Here is a 17,504-nt window from a genome sequence, read left to right as displayed (position 1 = left end):
TTTCGGGTCACCCAACCTCGCCGCTGAAATCGAGCTGCTGCAGCCCAGGGCCATGCTGTTTGAGCCATTTGTCGGCAGCGATACGGTCTTCTTGAAACAGCGCATCCATCCACGCATAAAATGCGGCGCTGTGGTTCATGTGCCTGAGATGCGCCACCTCATGCGCCACGACACAGCGGCGCACATTGTCGGGGGCCATGATCAACCGCCAATGGATACGCAGCCCGCTATTACTGGAACAACTGCCCCAGCGCCGCCGGGCATTGGTCAGCCCGACACGCGGCGGATCGGCAATGCCGGCCCGCTGGCAATAAAGCGCGGTATCCTGACGGACGGCGCCGAGTGCCTGATCGCGCAGCCAGCGTTCGAGCCGTCGCCCGATATGTGCTTTGTCGCCCCCAATCTCGATCCGGTCATCGACAATCTGCGGCTTGCGCCGGGCCTGTGCATCCCAGGTGATGATATAGGGATCGCCGCGAAATGCGATTTGCGAACCATCGCCGATCACCGGCTGTTCGCGCAAGCGTTCCAGTCTTTCGGTCACCCAGTCCTTGCGCTCATGCACAAAGGCCAGCGCTTCGCGGACCGGGACGCCGCGAGCCACTGTCAGCAACACCCCGCGATGCTTCGGGTCGATACGCAGCGACAGCGAGCGCGAACGCGGGTGGCGGCGAATACGCACCGGCACTTCAAGCCCGTCGAGCATGACACTGAGCGGCTCGGCAGATGGGACAGCCCGGCCCGCACTGCGCGACAGCAATCGTTCGAGCGTCATAATGGTTCTTCCAATATATGGTGCTCCAGCGGCCCGGCCCGGGTTTCGGACACCACCCGACCGGCAACACTGTGACCGCCCTCGATCATCGCTGCATGGTTCCCGGTGAGAAGATAATGCCATTCCGGCAGCGGCTTGCCGGCGGCGCGCAGCTTATATGTGCAGCTCTGGGGTAACCAGTTGATATCGTCGACATTGCCCTTGGTCAGCCGCAGGCAATCGGGGACAAAGGCGCGGCGATGGCGGTAATCTGAGCAGCGCGCTGTCTCTATATCGAGCAGGCGGCAGGCAATATTGGTCGGATGGATCGCGCCGCTATCGGCGTCTTCGACCTTGTGCAGGCAGCATTTGCCACAGCCATCGCACAGCGCTTCCCATTCGCCGCGGTCGAGGCTCGCCAGCGGCTTTTCCCAGAACGGCCGCTCGGTCGCCATCACCCGGCTTGCGGCCCCCAGCGGTCCAGTTCAGCGGCGATATCGTCGGGCACCGAGCTCTGGCCGTCGGGTGTCTTATCGACCGAAAGCAGCGCCAGCGGCTTGCCATCGGGGCCAAGCAGATAAGCCTGGCGGCTATGGTCGACGAGATATTCGGTGGTCTCGTCACTCTCGACCTTTTTCGCATAGACCGCGAATTTCTTCCGCACCGCATCGATATCCTCAGCACTGCCGGTAAGCCCGATCAGCCGCGGATGAAAGGCATCGACATAGGTTTTGATGATATCGGGCGTATCGCGCTCGGGATCGACGGTAACGAAGATCGGTTGGATTTTCGCCGCACGCTCGGGACTGGCTTTCTCGAACGCGGCAAAGCCTTTGGCCAGCTTCTGCAGGTCGACCGGGCAGACATCGGGGCAATAGGTATAGCCGAAATACATGATGCGATACTGGCCGGTAAAATCGCTCTCCGATACCGTCTCGCCATTCTGGTTGGTCAGGGTGAAACTGCCGCCGATATCGGCACCGGCCAGCGGAGCGTCATTGCTGTCGGTTGAGTCGGTTTCGCTGCACGCAGACACGCCGAGGGCAAGAGCGGCAAGGACAGGAAGGAAAAAGAGTCGCATGAAATCGGGTCCGTTCAGATTGGCATCAGCCTGACTGTGCCAGTAGCAGTTTCGCTACAGGCGCTCACTGGCGTCTTCGACAATCTTGTCCTATATTGTGGCCAATTCGCCCCGTCCACCATATCCGGGGCCGTCGTATATGGAAAAAAGGGTATCGCCTCTATCATGACTGCCTTCTCTGCCATCTTGCCGGACCGGTTTTCTCCGCGCCATCTGCTCGCCGCGCTCATCGCGACCATAGCCGCCCTGTCGCTGACCCCACCGGCCATGGCACAATTCTCCGAATCCTACAATTTCCTCAAGGCGGTGCGCGAACGCGACGGCACCACCGTCAACGAACTGCTCGATCGTCCCAGCACCACGATCATCAACAGCCGGGACCTCACCACCGGCGAGACTGCACTGCATATCGTTATCCAGCGACGCGATCTGCTGTGGCTGCGCTACATGTTGCAAAAGGGTGCCAATCCTAATACCGAGACCAAGGAAGGTGCCACTCCGTTGATGATGGCGACAATGCTTCGCTTCACCGATGGCGTCGAAGTTTTGTTGAAGAACAAGGCTCGTGTCGACCAGGCAAACCGTTCCGGTGAGACGCCACTGATCCGCGCTGTGCAGCTGGGCGACCTGGCGACAGTAAGGCTGCTTCTGAAAAATGGCGCCGATCCCGACCGCGTCGACAGCCTGGCGGGAAAATCGGCGCGTGACTATGCCACTGGTGATGCTCGCCGCGCGACGATATTGGGCGCCATTGAGGCGTCTGATGAAGAGCGGTCACAGCAAAAGGCGAAGCCCGAAGTTTTCGGCCCGACCATCCGCTAGACGGCAGCGCCACCGGCGCTGTTTCAGCCTGGGGCACTGCCGACATGGAGCAGCTGCGGGTCGGCAAGCTGTGCCGCCCGGCGCATCGTCACCCGGGCCAGTTCGCGTACCATGACATTGCGCCGTGGCGCCGCCAGCGCGTGACGCGCTGCCGCGCGCACCAGCTCGCCATCATAGCTGTCGGCGACGACCAGCCCGGTGCGCTGTGGCTGAAATACTTCACGATCGACCAGCCCATGCTCGAACTCCGGCGGCAGGGCCCAGTAGAAGCGGTCACAATAATCGAGATATTCGGTCCATTTATCGTCGCCAAGCAGGTCACTGCGTGCGGTCTTGATCTCGATGATGGTCACCGCACCCTTGGGGTCGAGCCCGACCAGATCGCAGCGACGGCCATTGGGCAGCGACACCTCAGGCACCAGCCAGATATCATTGCGCGCAAAAAAGCGTATCGCCCCGCGCGCCACCGCCGCAGCGCCGTTGAGCAGCGTGGTCTGGCCCTGATCGGTACCGGATAAGGGGATAGTCGCGCCGGAAGCAGACGAATCGGCATCTGTTTGTAGAGTCATACAGCAGACTATAGAACATAAAAGGAACAAGGCAAGATGGGGCGTGTATCCCCTTCGCATAGGTAAGTGGTGGACGCTGCTTTCCGCCAGTTTGACTCGAATCGCTAATTGATAAAGTAATCTCTCTGAAACAGGAGGGGTTATGTCCAATAGAACTATAGAGGCAGGCTTTCTTAATATCGTAGCTACTCCCCACCCTGAGGGTGTTTATGAGCGACTGTTGAAAAGCGCGGCTGAAAAGCCCGTAGGATTTTGGGGGCAGCAGAAGGCAGCTATAACTGCCCCATTATCGTTTGAGGATGAATCTTGGCTTTCATTCCAACTTATAATTTGGACGGAAATTGACCCTGATCAGCCTACAATAGACAAGGCTGCGCTAAAGAAAGCTAACTTCCCTCGTGAGGGCCGCAACTTTACGGCTCAGTATGGTGTCAACGGTCGCGTTTTTTATTGTGTTTTTGATATTGAGCGCCATCTTCTGACTGTGGAGCTGATTAACGATGACGGGCAAACCGTATCGCCTAGGCGCCTGGAGCGAATTTTTGATAAGCTATTGAGTCCGAGTGTCCTTGGTAGCCGAGCTGAGCTCGTCGAAGTTACGGTTATCCCGACCGATGACGCCATTGATTACGTCTTGGGCCTCGCTAGGTTAGACAAAGTTGAGATACTAGTTAAGCGCCCTAATCAAGACGACATTACATCTGACACCAACCGTGTGATGCAATCACTGATTGACCAGAACGCCAAAAGTGAAAAGCGAGTTTTGTCGCGTCAGGCAAAAACCGACGGTGTTGATCTGAATGACGAGAATATGACCCTTGCTCAAGTTGGCGCGCGCAGCGGTCACGTTGACTCATCAGGCTTGGATGAGAACGGAAACAGGGATAAGAGATCGACCAGAGAGGTTCCAAAAATTGTCAAACGCACCATTGAAAAAGGCACATCCTTTATGGTCGCTCTTAGAGAAATTGCGCGTAGCGCTAGGGACAAGCGTGACGAGCCTTGAGCCTTTTAGGATATACTGGCGCATTTACGGCGGAATAGGCGGCCTTATAAAGTCACCATATTTTTATGTATCATTGGTCATAACCGCAGGATGCTTCCCCTTTTGGATGGAGCGCGGCTTTTTCCAAGATGAGCGCCCTATGGCAGATATAATGTTGACGGTGGTTCCCGCCTTAATGGCTTTCACCCTAGCGGGGATGGCTATCATCCTTGCTTTGTCCGGGCCAAAGTTTACCGCTGCAATACGCGAAAACGGGAAAGAAGATTCTCTGTTCATGAAGGTGGTTGTGTTATTTTTTCACTTCATTTTAGTTCAAACTATTGCACTGATACTGGCATTTTTTTGCAGTAGCTACAAGAACTCTGATATTTTGGCGGCGGTGACTTTCTTTTTCGGAACCTATGGAGTGGCTTCCGCGGTATCAATAGCTGCAATGCTTTTGAATATCTCAAGAATATACAACATAGCGATTGATGAAGATGAAAAAGACGACTCTTAAGCAAGCCCGAGATTCGGGAAGGCTAGGTGACTTTATCAAGGAGCATCAGCACGACCCGAAGGGTGATGCTGATGCCTTTGACACTACGTTACGCTCAATGGCCGGAAAGTCGACAGAAGCTCAGGAAGCATCGTCTCGGGACGATTCCGACGATTGAAGCGATACTCAAACTCTTTTGCATAGAGCCCGAGATATTTCGGGCTGACGCTAATGTGCGTCCCGGTGATTGAGCATTTCAGATGCCGCCAGAAGTTCTCGATGGCATTTACGGTCGCGCCAGTATGGCGGCACACATATTGCTCGTCGCTGTGGTTACGGTCTGGTGGCGATAACCCATAGTTGCAAGGCCGCCATAGCCCATGTGCTCGTCTGTATGGACGGTGCTAGGGCGCTTCACCGCGGCGCGGATAAGGGGAAGCAATGTGCCGCTGCGGCGATTGGGAACAACTTGTGTAATGACTTCACCGTCAACTTCGAGCATCCCGAATACGGTGGTCTTGTTCACTGAGGGGTCACCACCATGACGGTCCCGGCGGCGCACACCGCCGACATAGGTTTCGTCGATCTGCACTGTGCGACCCAGACCGCCTAGACGATCTTCGCCGTCTACGTCCGCCATATGCTCACGAATGCGTTTCGCCATGCGCCACGCGGTTTTGTATGTCACGCCAAGCTGGCGCTGCAATTCCTTTGCCGACACGCCATGTCGCGTGGTGGTGAACAGGTGGATGGCATAGAACCAGAGTTGCAAAGGGGTGCGTGTTTGCTGGAACGGTGTTCCTACAGTCGGGTGCAAATGATGACCGCACCACTGGCAGCTATAGGCCCGCTCTGCTTTGATCCGATACCAGTTGCTTTCGCGCTTGCATGACGGGCAAACATGGCCTTGGCCGAAACGAACATCGAAAAGATGCTGGAGACACGTTTCATCGTCGGGAAACTGGCGGAAGAATTGGGCGGTTGTAATGGGTTTGGCTTTGTTCATGCCCATTATATACCAGATCAGGTTACGTATCTAAAGGGGATACACACCCAAGATGGGGGCAGGGTGGCGGCGTCGGTAAATCGCGTTATGATGAGAAGGGGGAGAACATCTATGCTCATGCCCGTCCACGCCATGGTCATCGCCCTGCTGGCACTGTCGACGCCCGGCTGGGCGCAGCAAGGGGAAAGTGCCGCAGACGCCGAGAGCCCGGCCCTGCGCGTCAGCGGCGAGCTGGCGCTGGTCTCCGACTATCGTTATCGCGGCATCTCTGAATCCGACAATGACGTCGCCGTCGAAGGCGGCCTCACTGTCATCCATGAAAGCGGCTTCTATACTGCCGCCTGGGCCTCGACACTTCGTGGCTGGGGCACTTTTGGCGGCGCCGATATCGAACTCGACCTGTCGCTCGGATATATCACCGCCATCGGTAATGCCGCTATCGATACAGGCATCACCTGGATATCCTTTCCCGGCGGTGTCAATGAAACCGATTTCTGGGAGGGCTTTGTCCACGTCAGTGGCAGCACCGGGCCACTCGATTTGACGGCGTCGGTATATTACGCGCCGCCGCAGGAGGCGCTGGGCAATTTTAGCGCGACGCCGTTCAGCCGTGGCCAGAGCGAGGACAATCTCTATCTCGCCGGCGATGCGAACCTGCCCATTGCCGATACGCCGATCACGCTGAGCGGGCATATTGGCTATTCCAACGGCAATCCCGGACTTGGTCCCAATAATACCAGCCTCGCCCCGACCGGGGAATATTGGGACTGGTCGCTCGGCGCATCGCTGCCGCTGGCCGGACCGCTGACACTCAGCATCAGCTATATCGACACCGATATCGGCGCTGCGGAATCGGCTTTTCTGCAACCCTTTTTCAGCGAAGGACAGGACGGCACCGGGTCAATTGCCGATGCCAGGCTGGTCATCGGGCTGACTGCAAAGTTCTGAACCGCCTATCCGCGCGCGCTCGCCACCACCAGCGCCTTGGCCGCATCACTCTGCGGCGCTGTCACCAGCGCATCGGCGCCGCTATTCTCGACAATCTCTCCGGCTTCGAGCACCGCAATGCGATGACATAACCGCCAGGCCAGCGCAATATCATGGGTGATGAACAGCAATGCGATCCGGCGTTCGTCGCGCAGCTGGGCCAGCAACACCATGATCTGCTCGGCAATGACCGGATCAAGCGCGGAGGTTGCCTCATCAAGCACCAGCAGCGCCGGTTCACTGATCAGCGCCCGGGCTATGGCGACGCGCTGTGCCTGACCACCCGATAGCTCGCGCGGCTTGCGATCCGCCAGCTTCGGGTCGAGTTCCACCGCCTGCATCGCCTTCTTCACCCGGCCCACACGCTCCCAATAAGCGATATCGGGACGCAAATGAGTCAATGGCTCGGCAATGATCTCCGACACCGGCCAGCGCGGATCGAGACTTGCAAGAGGATCCTGGAACACCGGCTGGATCATCCTCCTCTGGTCCGGTGTGCGCTTCGTTGTCAGCTTCTGCCCGTCGAAAGTCAGCGTGCCGCGCGACACCGGGCCGAGACCGGCCACGGCACGGGCAATAGTCGATTTGCCCGAGCCGGATCCACCGACCAAGGCCAGCGCCTCGCCCTGTGCCACCGTAAAGCCGGCACCGCGCACCGCAGCAAAGGATTCGGAGAACAGCCCGGGCGTCGGGAAGCGGATGCGGAGATCGCGTACCTCAAGCAAAGGCGCGCCGATATCGGGGCGCGACGGCAGACTGGCATCAATGCGCGGAATCGCCGCCATCAGCCGCTGTGCATAGGGCTGTTGCGGATCGGACAATATTGCCCTGGCCGGCCCCTGTTCGACAGATTGACCCTGGCGCAACACCACCATGTGATCGGCATAGTCGCCCAGCATCGCCAGATCGTGCGTCACCAGCAGCAGCGCCATGTCGCGTTCGCGGCACCGTGCCGTCAGCAGCGACAATATCGCGGCGCGCAAGGGTGCATCAAGCGCCGATGTCGGCTCGTCTGCCACCAGCAATGACGGGTGATGTGCCAGTGCGCAGGCGATCATCAGCCGCTGGCGCTGGCCGCCGGAAAGCTGGTGCGGATAACGTTCGAGCAGATTGGCATCGACAAGGCCAACCTCCTCCAGCATCGCGATCATGGCGGCATCATCGGGCGGCGTCGCGCCCCGGCGCTGCATGGCGCATTCGGTAAGATGCGCCCGCACCCGCATATGTGCGGTCAGCGCGGTCAGCGGCTGCTGGAATACAAAGCCAACATTCTCGGCGCTTATCCGGCTTCGTTCCGCTCCGGACACGATGCCCAGATCCTGCCCGTCGAGTGTGACCGCTCCGGTCATCACCGCCGGGCTGAGGCCGAAAGGGGTGAGCGCGCTCAGTGTCTTTCCCGATCCGGATTCGCCGATCAGCGCAACGCATTCGCCACGTGCCACCGAGAAGCGCAACCCCTTGACACGGCGCCGGCCATCGATCACCGCGCCGAAATTGTCATAGACCAGATGGGTCATGCGAAACGGTCCCGCAAATGGTCACCGATCAGCGTCAGCGCCACCAGCAGAGTCACCATGATCCCGCCCGGCAGCAACAGCGCCAAAGGCCGGATATCCATGACTTCGGCACCATCTTTGATCAGCATGCCCAGCGACACCAACGGCTCCTGTACGCCGAGACCGAGAAAGGAGAGGAAGCTCTCGATCATGACCAGTTGCGGCAGGGTCAGCACCAGATAGGCCAGGGCGACACCGGCAATATTGGGCAATATATGCCGCACCAGGATGGTGGTTGCCGGTGCTCCGGCGGCGCGTGCGGCCAGAATATAGGGCCGGTTTTTCAGGGCCAGCACCTGGCCGCGCACAATCCGCGCCATGGTCAGCCATTCGACCAGCCCGATACCGACAAAAACGAGGATGATCGAGCGACCGAACACCACCATCAGGATGATCACCACGAACATGAAGGGCAATGCAAACAGCGCATCGACCACGCGCATCATGAATTCATCCACGCGACCACCAATCCAGCCCGCCACCGCGCCCCAGATGACACCGATGACCAGCGACACCATCGCCGCGGTCAGCGCTACAGCCAGCGTGATCCGCGTCGCCACCGCCAGCCGTGCCAGCACGTCGCGTCCGACATCATCGGTGCCAAGCAAATGGCCGTTCACCCCGGCTGCAGCGCTGACATGATCCCAGTCGATACTGGCGTGATCCCATGGTGACAGCAACGGCACCAGCAGGGCGAACAGCACGATCAGCGCTACAAGGATGGTCGCTATGCGCATCACGCGCGAGCCCGCGGATCGAGCACGGCGTAGAGAATGTCGGCGATGAGGTTGAACGCAATGATCAGCACCGCATAGATCAGCACCACCGCCATGATCAGCGGATAGTCGCGGTTGAGCGCGCCCTGGACAAAATAGCGGCCCAGCCCCGGCAGCCCGAAGACCGTCTCGATCACCACCGCGCCGGTAAGCAGCCCGGCAGCGGCCGGCCCCAAATAGCTGACCACCGGGATCAGCGCCGGACGCAGCGCATGGCGGGTCAGCATCTGCATCGCCGACAGGCCACGCGCCCGCGCAGTTCGGATATTGTCCTGTCGCCAGATATCGGCGAGCGCCGCGCGCACCAGCCGCGCAATAACGCCCGCCACTGGCAGTGCCAACGCGATCACCGGCAATATCCAATGGGTCACGCCACCACTGCCGCCCACCGGCAACAGCGCCAGCCATACGCCGAAGATCAGTGCCAGCAATGGCCCGGTAACAAATGTGGGTAACGCGGTCAGCAAAGTTGCGCTGAGCATAAGGGCATTATCCACCCAACCACCGGGCTTCAGTGCGGCGCGCAGCCCCATGGCCAACCCCAATGCCAGCGCCAAGATGATCGCTGCGCCTCCAAGCATCAGCGACACCGGTAATCCCTGCGCCACCAACTCGGTGACGGTGAAGTCGCGATAGACCAGGCTCGGGCCGAAATCGCCCTGCAGCACCTGGCCGAACCAGCCGGTCATTTGCTGCCATAGGGGCTGATCGAGGTCATAGCTCGCCTCCAGCGCCGCGCGCGTCGCCTCATCAAGCGGCCGCTCGCCATCAAATGGACCACCCGGCGCAAAACGCATCAGCAGGAAAGACACCAGAAGGATCGCCAGCAGCGTCGGAATCGCGGTAAGCAGGCGTTGAAGGATAATCCCCGGCATGGTGCGAGGATGCCCCAGCAAATTGCCAAGGTCACGCAAAAAACAGTTGAACTTGACCCAAGGTCAAGAGGCATAAAGGGCGCATGGATGATTCTGCTGCCAATAGGACCATGGGTATCCGTGAACTGGTGAAACGCACCGGCCTTACCAGTCGGGCATTGCGCTTTTACGAGGCACGCGGACTGCTCACGCCACTGCGCAGCTATAATGGCCAGCGCTATTATGGCCCGCGCGAACTCGAACGGGTGCACCGGATTGTGGTGCTCAAATCTGCCGGGCTCAGCCTGTCGCAGATGAAAGACCTGTTTGATGGCCAGATGGTCGATCTTGACGGCTTGCTTCATGCCCAGCTGGAAATGCTGGAAGAGGAGGCGCAACAGATTGATCGCACCCGCAGTGTCATCCATTTTGCCCTGTCCCGCATCGCCCGCAGCGAGCCGCTCGATGCCGCGACCTTCTGCTCGCTGATCGAAAGCGGAGACAAGATGATGAATCAGGAACCGAAAGAATGGAAACAGGTCACCGACCGCTATTTCTCGCCAGAAGCCAAGGCGGAATGGGCGCAGACATGGGGTGATATGCCCGAGGGCTTTGATCAGGAGGCCTATGCCCGGCAATGGCAGGCACTCGGCGACAAGATCAAGGCGGCCCTGCCGCTGAAGCCCGAAAGTGAACAGGCACAGCGCTTTGTCGATGAATGGTTTGCGCTGCTCAAACCCTTTACCGACATTGCTTCACCGGAAATGATGGCGGGTACCACGCGCATGTATGACGATATGGATCAATGGGCCGGAACCGGTGAGGGACAGGCAGATCCCGGCTTTGATAAAGAGGTCTGGGAGTTTATGAAACTGGCCAGCGCAGTGCGAATGTCCCGCAATGCGGATGGTCCGCAATGCCCCGCCAAAACCCCGCAACAGAAATAGGGATGGAAATAGCATGAACGCCTGGATGCTGCTTGCAGTCGCGATCATCTTCGAGATCATCGGAACCAGCCTGCTCAAGGCCTCGGACGGCTTTGCCCGCTGGTGGCTGGGGGTAGCGTCCATCGGCTGCTATTGGGTGTGTTTTTTCTTTCTGGCGGTGGCGATCAAGACCATTCCGGTCGGTGTCGCCTATGCCATCTGGTCGGGCATCGGCATCGTCGCCATTACCCTGATCGGCTGGCTGCTGTTCAAACAGGGGCTGAGCGTTGTCCAGATCGGCTGTATCGCGCTGATCGCCATCGGCGCGATCGGCCTTAATCTGACCACGCCGCCCGAGCAGGCGGATGGCACGTCGGAGATACAGGCCTAATCGAAAAAGCCGATAATCGTTTCAATCGCCGCGGGCATAAGGAAGAAGAAGATAATTATCGATGCAATCCAGCCGAGCACCATCAGCACACCATCGCGCGCCATAATCGCAAGGCCGAACAGGGCAACGGCGGAGGCAGGCACGGCAACCGCAAAGGGCAGCAATTCCAGTGGAGGCATCAACAGCGCCAGCAAGAGACACAAGATGCCGGCAATGGTGGAGCCGGCGGGCCCTGTGGCCCAGTCCCAGCGCCGACCGATAAGGGCATCGATCTTGCGTAACCAGGAACCCCCCCGGTCGCGTGTCGCCTTGACCAGCTTGCGCGATACACCCTTTGTCTTCAGCCATTTCGGCACCCAGGGATGTTTCGCCCCGAACAGCATCTGCGCCGAAGTAAGACCGATAAGTGCCCCCATGGTAGTCGGAACCAGCGGCACACCGCCCAGTGGCGGCAATAGTGCAACAAGCGCAAACAGCAGCAGCAACGGCCCAAAACCGCGGCTGGAAAAAGCGGTCAGCAAATCGCCGATCGAGATTTTTTCATTGTCCCCGCCGGCACTCAGCGCCTGATCGAGCATATCGGAAATGGCATGGCTCTGGCCTGTGCTGTTCGGTTCATCGTCCATTAGCTGTCCGATCAGGCTATTTCTGCGCAACTATGGTTAAACGCGGCCCCTCTTTGCCATCATAACCAATGGCTGTGAAATCCTCGATTTCCAGCTTCGTCCACGGCCCGGCAGCTTTATATGCTGTCTCCGCCTGTTCATGAGAAACGTAATTGAAATAGCGCCCTAAAGTGTCGCGCCCTTCTGTGCCGCCTGCCTTGTATATTGCCAGATGATGTCCGCACGGTTTGAGTGCAAACCAGACCCGTTGCAGTATATCGGGCAATTCGGTCAAAGGCACATGCAGCAGGCTGTAAGATGCCAGCACCGCGTCATATTCCTCCGATGATACCAGTTCATCAAAACGCATGACCCGTACCGGCTGGCCCAGTCTGCGCTCTGCCTTTGCCGCCATTTCGGCGACCCCATCGGTAGCATCGACGGTGAAGCCGCGCTGTATAAGATATTCGGCGTCCAGCCCGCCGCCGCATCCAAGCTCCAGGATATGCGCGCCGGGCGGTAGCAGCGTTACAAATGCTGGCAGGGCACGATTTATACCTCCCTTGCCACTGGCGGTATAGATCGGCGCTTGCCGGCTATAGAACTCCAGTGTCTGCCGGTCGAAGCCGGTCACCGCGTCGGCACCGGTGCGTCACCCGAATAATCGTAAAAGCCACGACCCGTCTTGCGGCCGAGCCAGCCGGCCTCGACATATTTCACCAGCAGCGGCGCAGCGCGGAATTTCGGGTCGCCGGTGCTGGAATAGAGTACATTGGTAATATGCAAACAGGTATCAAGCCCGATAAAATCGGCAAGGGTCAGCGGCCCCATCGGGTGGTTGAGGCCCATGGTGATGGCGGTGTCGATATCGGGGATGGTCGCCACGCCCTCGCCCAGCGCAAAGCACGCTTCGTTGAGCATCGGCAGCAGGATGCGGTTAACGATGAAGCCCGGCGCGTCATTGGCATGCACCACCTTCTTGCCGATGGCGGCGGCATAATGCTCGACCTTTTCCACCGTCTGGCCGGAAGTCGCAAGTCCGCGGATAAGCTCGATCAGACCCATGACCGGCACCGGGTTGAAGAAATGCACTCCGACAAAGCGCTCCGCATCGGGCGAAGCCTGAGCCATGCGGGTGATCGGGATTGATGAGGTATTGCTCGCGAGCACCGCCTGGTGCCCGAGCACCTTGCCGACTTCGTCGAAAATCGCCCGCTTGATATCTTCACGCTCGGTGGCCGCCTCGATCACCAGCTCGGCCGAAGCCATCGGTTCATAGCTGCCCACCGGGGTGATACGATCGAGCGTCACACTGGCCTGTTGCGCCTCGATCTTGCCTTTTTGGACCGCACGGGAAAGTTGGCGCTCGATAAACTGCTTGGCCTTTTCGGCGATGCCGATCTCGCGATCAGAAAGCATCACATGATAGCCTGACTGGGCGCTCACCTGCGCAATTCCCGCCCCCATTTGTCCGGCACCGATAACCGCAATGCTGCTCATATTAGACTCCGTTTTGCCTTTGTCCGCAGCCCCTAGCCGATCTGGATTGACGGCGCTAGAATGTCTCACATGCCCAGCCTGTTTTTTCTTGCCCTGCTTGCCGCCGCCCAGGCCCAGCCAGCCAGTGCCGGTCCGCAGCCGGGACCGAATCAGGGCTATGACAATTGGCATATCGCCTGTGACAATATCGCCAGCTGCGAGGCCAATGCACTGGCTTCCGATTTCCGCCTCGACCAGCCGGCGACACTGTTGATCCAGCGTCAGGCGGGACAGGTGGGGTATTTCCGCGTCGTGGTGCGGCTGCGCGATCCCGATGTCGCACGGGTCGGCCTGCTCGTCGATGGCCGTAAGCTCGCCGAAGGCGAAGTGGACAGCGATGGCCGCTTCATAATAGCCCCATCGCGTGCGCTGAAAGCCGCCCGTGCCATTGCCGGAGGCAGGCAGGCCACGGTGGTCAACGCCACGCCCGGCGTTGCGCCGATCATATTGGCGCGCATCTCGCTCAAGGGGTCGGCGGCGGCTCTGCGCCGCATGGATGCCGAGCAGGGCCGTACCGGCACCAGCGATGCCATCGTCGCGCGCGGACGCCGCAGCTATCGCGGCAAGGCCGAGATATTACCCGTTGTCACCCAGATCGCGCCAGCACGGTTTGAAAAGCTGCCCGGTCGCAAAGCGATACGCGAACTGGCCGCAACATCGGGTTGCGACGAACAGCGCCGCAATGATGACGAATCATTTGACGACCGGGCCCAGCCGCTCAGCCAGAGCGATGAGGAACAAGTGGCGCTGGTCATGATCGAATGCGGCATCGGCGCCTATAATGTCAGCGCTCTGCCCTATATTGCCCGGCGCGACCGCAGCGACGACGATGCCGAATGGCGCTTTGCACCGGCGCGCTTCGACTATCGCCCGGCATGGAGCGCCAACCCCGACAGGCCATTGCTGGTCAACCCTTATTATAATGAGCAGGAAGGCATTTTGGGCAGCTATGCCAAGGGCCGTGGTCTTGGCGATTGCGGCAGCGGCCAGAGCTATGTCTGGGACGGCGACATGTTCCGCCTGTTCGAGGCCAGTGCCATGGATGAATGCCGCGGCGTGTGGCAGTGGCCGACCGTCTGGCGCGCCTATGTCCAGCGCCGCTCCGCCGACGGATAGCCCGGATCAGGGGGCGGTCTGATAGGGCCGGGCTTCCGCCAGGATCAGCGCGAACCAGTCTTTCGGATCGGTCCACTCAGCCACCGGTACCCAGCCGCCTGCACGCAGCATCAGGCGCGCATCGCGCGGACCATATTTGTGGCTGTTTTCGGTATGAATCGTCTCACCCCGGGTCATGGTGAAGCGTTCGCCCGCGACCTCGAAGTGCATGTCCGCCTGTGCTTCCAGATGCATTTCGATGCGCGCATGTTCGTCATTCCAGCGGGCGACATGGCGGAACTGCTCGACCGCAATGCTGCCGTCCAGCTCGGCATTGATCCGCCGCAGCAGATTATAATTGAACGCAGCGGTGACGCCCTGGCTGTCATCATAGGCGGGGACGAGGATATCGGGCGACTTGATCCGGTCCATACCGATCAGCAGATATGCCCCGGTGCCCAGCGTCCGGCGCATCGAGCGCAACAGGTCAACAGAGGTACGCGCCACCATATTGCCGATGGTCGATCCCGGGAAGAAGCCCAGTCGCCGCTGCCCGGCACAGCCTTCCGGCAAGGTCAGCTCGCCCATGAAATCACCCTCAAGCGGCAACACGTCGACAGCGGGGAAGTCCACCGCCAGTGCCGATGCCGATTGGCGCAGGAAATCGCCACTGATATCGATCGGCACATAGCTGTCTGGCTGTACCGCGCGAAGCAGATGCGGCGTTTTGGTTGAGGAACCGGAGCCGAATTCCACCACACACCCGCCCTTGCCGGTTATCTCCACCGCATCCGGGCAATGCTTTTCCAGCAACGCCGTCTCGGTGCGGGTGGGATAATATTCTGGCAGTTCGGTGATCGCCTCGAACAGCTCTGATCCGGCCTGGTCATAGAGCCAGCGTGCCGGGATGGCGCGGCGCCTGGTGTTGCGAAAACAGTCCATCACCGCCTGGTGAAATCCGGGATCGACATCCTGTGAAACCATATAGGGTGCAGCTTTGCTGGCGCTTGACGATGTCGACATGATGCTCCTGATCGGGGGATTGTCTGCGAGAGGGGAAAGTAGCGAGAGCCGGGAAGTTCTCAGAGATCACGCGCCAGCCGAACACCGGTAAATTGCCAGCGTTGATGCGGATAGAAGAAGTTGCGATAGCTGTGGCGCAGATGGCCGCGCGGGGTGGCGCAGCTGCCGCCCTTGAGCACGAACTGGCCGCTCATGAACTTGCCATTATATTCGCCGACTGCGCCTTCCGCCGGTACGAAGCGTGGATAGGGGCGATAGGCGCTGCCAGTCCATTCCCAGACCGAACCAAAAGGTGCAATCAACCCGGCATCATCGGGCACCGGCATTGCCGGATGCACCGGTCCGGCATCGTCGAGCTGCTGCCCGGCGAGCGGATCCGCATCGCGCATCGCCGTCTCCCATTCGGCCTCGGTCGGCAGCCGCGCGCCCTGCCATTCGGCACCCAATGTCCGGGCGGCCCAGCTAGCATAGGCATCGGCTTCATAAAGGCTGATATGCGTCACCGGCGCATCATCATGCAGGGGCTGTAATCCCGACAGGGTGAACAGCTGCCAGGATGCGTCATCCTGCCACCAGTAAAGCGGTGCGGATATGGCATTTTCCTGCACCCAGGCCCAGCCATCGGAGAGCCAGTGACGATGGTCCTGATAGCCGCCATCGGCGATAAAGGCGCGCCACTCGCCATTGGTGACGGGGCGTGAGGCAATGGCAAAAGGCTGGAGCAATTGCTCATGGCGCGGCCCCTCGCAATCAAAGGCAAAAGCGTCACCCTCATGGCCGATGGCCACGCAACCGCCTTCATGCTGATGCCAGCGCAGCGCGCTGGCGCTGCTGGTCCCGGGAAGCGCGTCCCAGATCGCCGGCATGCACGGGTTCTGCGCGAACAGATGCTTGATATCGGTGAGCAGCAGCTCCTGATGCTGCTGTTCGTGATGCATGCCGAGCGTAAGCAGCGCAGTGATATCCGGATCATCGGATTCGAGCAGCGGTGCCATCGCCGCGTCGACATGAGCGCGGTAATCGCGCACCCGATCCAGCGAGGGCCGGGTGATCATGCCCCGCGCAGGCCGGGCATGGCGCACGCCCTCGGCTTCATAATAACTGTTGAACAGATAGGCAAAATCATCGTCAAAGGCCCGATAGCCGGGCAGATGATCACGCAGCAAAAAGGTCTCGAAAAACCAGCTGGTATGCGCCAGATGCCATTTCGCCGGTGAGGCATCTTCCATCGACTGCACTGTGGCATCGGCATCGCTCAGCGGCCCGGTCAGGGCATTGGTCAAGGCCCGGATGGAGGCATAGCCATCGGCCATATTACCGGCATGCGCCGGGCCATCGCCAACCACTCTCAGCTTTGCACCTTGCGCGGACATAGCATTCCCCTTATCCGCGCCGACCCGCCTCATGCCGGTCGGCTTGCCTCTCAATGCCCCTTCTCTAACGCGACGCGCCGGGCACCCAGAGCGGATCGCCACCACTCGCCCTGTTGATAAAGCGCGCCAGAACGAAAAGAAAGTCCGAAAGCCGGTTGATATAGGCCGATGCCGCCGGGTTGATGCTTTCCGCATCGTGCAGCGCAACGATGCGGCGCTCGGCGCGCCGCGCCGTTGCACGGGCAACATGCACCGCAGCAGCGGCGTGACTGCCACCAGGCAGGATGAAGCTCGTCAGCGGCTCAAGCTGGTCATTGATCCGGTCAATCTCCAGTTCCAGCCATTTGGTCTGTGCCGATACCATGCGCAGCGCCATATCCGACGGCGCGAAATCATCGCCCGGCGTCGCAATATCCGCGCCGAGGTCGAACAGATCGTTCTGGATACGCCGCAATGCCCTGGGTATATCCGCCTGGGCGATTTCGGCGGATGTTTCATTGGCAATCTCGACCAGGGCCACCCCGATCAGGCTGTTGAGCTCATCGACATCTCCAATCGCTTCCATGCGGACATGGGATTTGGCGACACGGCTGCCGTCGACAAGACCGGTGGTGCCATCATCGCCGGTGCGGGTATAAATCTTGTTGAGTTTGACCATGCTGC

20 protein-coding genes and 1 pseudogene are annotated in these 17,504 nt (G+C 59.7%); 7 read left to right on the top strand and 14 right to left on the bottom strand.

Annotated features, from left to right (window positions below; genetic code table 11):
• Positions 1–7: 7 nt before the first annotated feature.
• The 3 genes from AAFX04_00845 to AAFX04_00835 are packed head-to-tail and all read right to left on the bottom strand — an operon-like array spanning position 8 to position 1,835.
• Positions 8–775, bottom strand: a complete 768-nt coding sequence (locus tag AAFX04_00845; protein MEO1043966.1) for a SprT family zinc-dependent metalloprotease — start codon at positions 773–775, stop codon at positions 8–10.
• The gene (locus tag AAFX04_00840) at positions 772–1,209 is read right to left on the bottom strand and encodes a YcgN family cysteine cluster protein (GenBank protein MEO1043965.1); all 438 of its coding nucleotides are present in this window, start codon (positions 1,207–1,209) and stop codon (positions 772–774) included. Before AAFX04_00840 ends, AAFX04_00845 begins: the two co-directional genes overlap by 4 nt.
• The gene (locus AAFX04_00835) at positions 1,209–1,835 is read right to left on the bottom strand and encodes an SCO family protein (protein ID MEO1043964.1); all 627 of its coding nucleotides are present in this window, start codon (positions 1,833–1,835) and stop codon (positions 1,209–1,211) included. Before AAFX04_00835 ends, AAFX04_00840 begins: the two co-directional genes overlap by 1 nt.
• Before the next feature lie 165 nt (positions 1,836–2,000).
• Here AAFX04_00835 and AAFX04_00830 point away from each other — a divergent pair, with 165 nt between their 5' ends.
• Complete coding sequence (locus tag AAFX04_00830) at positions 2,001–2,657, top strand: ankyrin repeat domain-containing protein (GenBank protein ID MEO1043963.1); 657 nt, start codon at positions 2,001–2,003, stop codon at positions 2,655–2,657.
• Positions 2,658–2,680: 23 nt separating this feature from the next.
• Here the strand turns inward: AAFX04_00830 and AAFX04_00825 are convergent, their stop codons facing one another.
• Positions 2,681–3,226 (bottom strand): MmcB family DNA repair protein, encoded by a 546-nt coding sequence (locus AAFX04_00825; protein MEO1043962.1) that lies wholly within the window; start codon positions 3,224–3,226, stop codon positions 2,681–2,683.
• A 142-nt stretch (positions 3,227–3,368) separates the two neighbouring features.
• Here AAFX04_00825 and AAFX04_00820 point away from each other — a divergent pair, with 142 nt between their 5' ends.
• Together AAFX04_00820 and AAFX04_00815 are read left to right on the top strand one after the other, a co-directional pair.
• Complete coding sequence (locus AAFX04_00820; protein MEO1043961.1) at positions 3,369–4,232, top strand: DUF4747 family protein; 864 nt, start codon at positions 3,369–3,371, stop codon at positions 4,230–4,232.
• A 106-nt stretch (positions 4,233–4,338) separates the two neighbouring features.
• A complete protein-coding gene (locus tag AAFX04_00815) occupies positions 4,339–4,731 on the top strand; it encodes a hypothetical protein (protein MEO1043960.1) in 393 nt (130 codons plus the stop codon).
• A gap of 83 nt (positions 4,732–4,814) precedes the next feature.
• Here AAFX04_00815 and AAFX04_00810 read toward each other — a convergent pair.
• Positions 4,815–5,716 (bottom strand): annotated as a pseudogene (locus AAFX04_00810) (IS1595 family transposase).
• A 111-nt stretch (positions 5,717–5,827) separates the two neighbouring features.
• On the opposite strand from AAFX04_00810, the gene AAFX04_00805 reads away from it, so the two are divergent.
• Positions 5,828–6,664 carry a TorF family putative porin gene (locus AAFX04_00805; protein ID MEO1043959.1) on the top strand — a complete coding sequence of 279 codons (837 nt, stop codon included), beginning with the start codon at positions 5,828–5,830 and terminating at the stop codon, positions 6,662–6,664.
• Between the two features lie 5 nt (positions 6,665–6,669).
• Here AAFX04_00805 and AAFX04_00800 read toward each other — a convergent pair whose 3' ends face one another.
• The 3 genes from AAFX04_00800 to AAFX04_00790 are packed head-to-tail and all read right to left on the bottom strand — an operon-like array spanning position 6,670 to position 9,910.
• On the bottom strand, positions 6,670–8,220 hold the full coding sequence (locus AAFX04_00800; protein ID MEO1043958.1) for an ABC transporter ATP-binding protein: 1,551 nt from the start codon (positions 8,218–8,220) through the stop codon (positions 6,670–6,672).
• A complete protein-coding gene (locus AAFX04_00795; protein ID MEO1043957.1) occupies positions 8,217–8,996 on the bottom strand; it encodes an ABC transporter permease subunit in 780 nt (259 codons plus the stop codon). Before AAFX04_00795 ends, AAFX04_00800 begins: the two co-directional genes overlap by 4 nt.
• Positions 8,996–9,910, bottom strand: coding sequence for an ABC transporter permease (locus AAFX04_00790; protein ID MEO1043956.1), 915 nt, complete (start codon positions 9,908–9,910; stop codon positions 8,996–8,998). The genes AAFX04_00795 and AAFX04_00790 overlap by 1 nt, the downstream gene beginning before the upstream one ends.
• A gap of 83 nt (positions 9,911–9,993) precedes the next feature.
• On the opposite strand from AAFX04_00790, the gene AAFX04_00785 reads away from it, so the two are divergent.
• Positions 9,994–10,836 carry a MerR family transcriptional regulator gene (locus AAFX04_00785; GenBank protein MEO1043955.1) on the top strand — a complete coding sequence of 281 codons (843 nt, stop codon included), beginning with the start codon at positions 9,994–9,996 and terminating at the stop codon, positions 10,834–10,836.
• 13 nt (positions 10,837–10,849) lie between these two features.
• Positions 10,850–11,206: a multidrug efflux SMR transporter gene (locus AAFX04_00780; GenBank protein ID MEO1043954.1), complete on the top strand. Its 357-nt coding sequence runs from the start codon at positions 10,850–10,852 to the stop codon at positions 11,204–11,206.
• Here the strand turns inward: AAFX04_00780 and AAFX04_00775 are convergent.
• The 3 genes from AAFX04_00775 to AAFX04_00765 are packed head-to-tail and all read right to left on the bottom strand — an operon-like array spanning position 11,203 to position 13,311.
• Positions 11,203–11,862 (bottom strand): exopolysaccharide biosynthesis protein, encoded by a 660-nt coding sequence (locus tag AAFX04_00775; protein MEO1043953.1) that lies wholly within the window; start codon positions 11,860–11,862, stop codon positions 11,203–11,205. The genes AAFX04_00780 and AAFX04_00775 overlap by 4 nt on opposite strands.
• On the bottom strand, positions 11,849–12,445 hold the full coding sequence (locus AAFX04_00770; protein ID MEO1043952.1) for a class I SAM-dependent methyltransferase: 597 nt from the start codon (positions 12,443–12,445) through the stop codon (positions 11,849–11,851). The genes AAFX04_00775 and AAFX04_00770 overlap by 14 nt, the downstream gene beginning before the upstream one ends.
• Positions 12,442–13,311, bottom strand: a complete 870-nt coding sequence (locus AAFX04_00765) for a 3-hydroxyacyl-CoA dehydrogenase NAD-binding domain-containing protein (GenBank protein MEO1043951.1) — start codon at positions 13,309–13,311, stop codon at positions 12,442–12,444. The genes AAFX04_00770 and AAFX04_00765 overlap by 4 nt, the downstream gene beginning before the upstream one ends.
• A 69-nt stretch (positions 13,312–13,380) precedes the next feature.
• Between AAFX04_00765 and AAFX04_00760 the strand changes: the two genes are divergently transcribed.
• Positions 13,381–14,466 (top strand): DUF1176 domain-containing protein, encoded by a 1,086-nt coding sequence (locus AAFX04_00760; protein ID MEO1043950.1) that lies wholly within the window; start codon positions 13,381–13,383, stop codon positions 14,464–14,466.
• A 6-nt stretch (positions 14,467–14,472) separates the two neighbouring features.
• On the opposite strand, the gene egtD is transcribed toward AAFX04_00760, so the two are convergent.
• The 3 genes from egtD to AAFX04_00745 form a co-directional block, all read right to left on the bottom strand.
• Positions 14,473–15,387, bottom strand: a complete 915-nt coding sequence (egtD, locus tag AAFX04_00755; protein ID MEO1043949.1) for an L-histidine N(alpha)-methyltransferase — start codon at positions 15,385–15,387, stop codon at positions 14,473–14,475.
• Positions 15,388–15,527: 140 nt separating this feature from the next.
• The gene (gene egtB / locus AAFX04_00750; protein ID MEO1043948.1) at positions 15,528–16,781 is read right to left on the bottom strand and encodes an ergothioneine biosynthesis protein EgtB; all 1,254 of its coding nucleotides are present in this window, start codon (positions 16,779–16,781) and stop codon (positions 15,528–15,530) included.
• A gap of 124 nt (positions 16,782–16,905) precedes the next feature.
• Positions 16,906–17,499, bottom strand: coding sequence for a cob(I)yrinic acid a,c-diamide adenosyltransferase (locus tag AAFX04_00745; GenBank protein MEO1043947.1), 594 nt, complete (start codon positions 17,497–17,499; stop codon positions 16,906–16,908).
• Positions 17,500–17,504 lie beyond the last annotated feature (5 nt).

The organism is Pseudomonadota bacterium (assembly GCA_039818985.1).
In the GTDB taxonomy this organism is placed as follows: Bacteria; Pseudomonadota; Alphaproteobacteria; order Sphingomonadales; family Sphingomonadaceae; genus Alterisphingorhabdus.
Note: the sequence above shows the minus strand (reverse complement) of the source record. Positions and strands in the feature narration are given on the sequence as shown.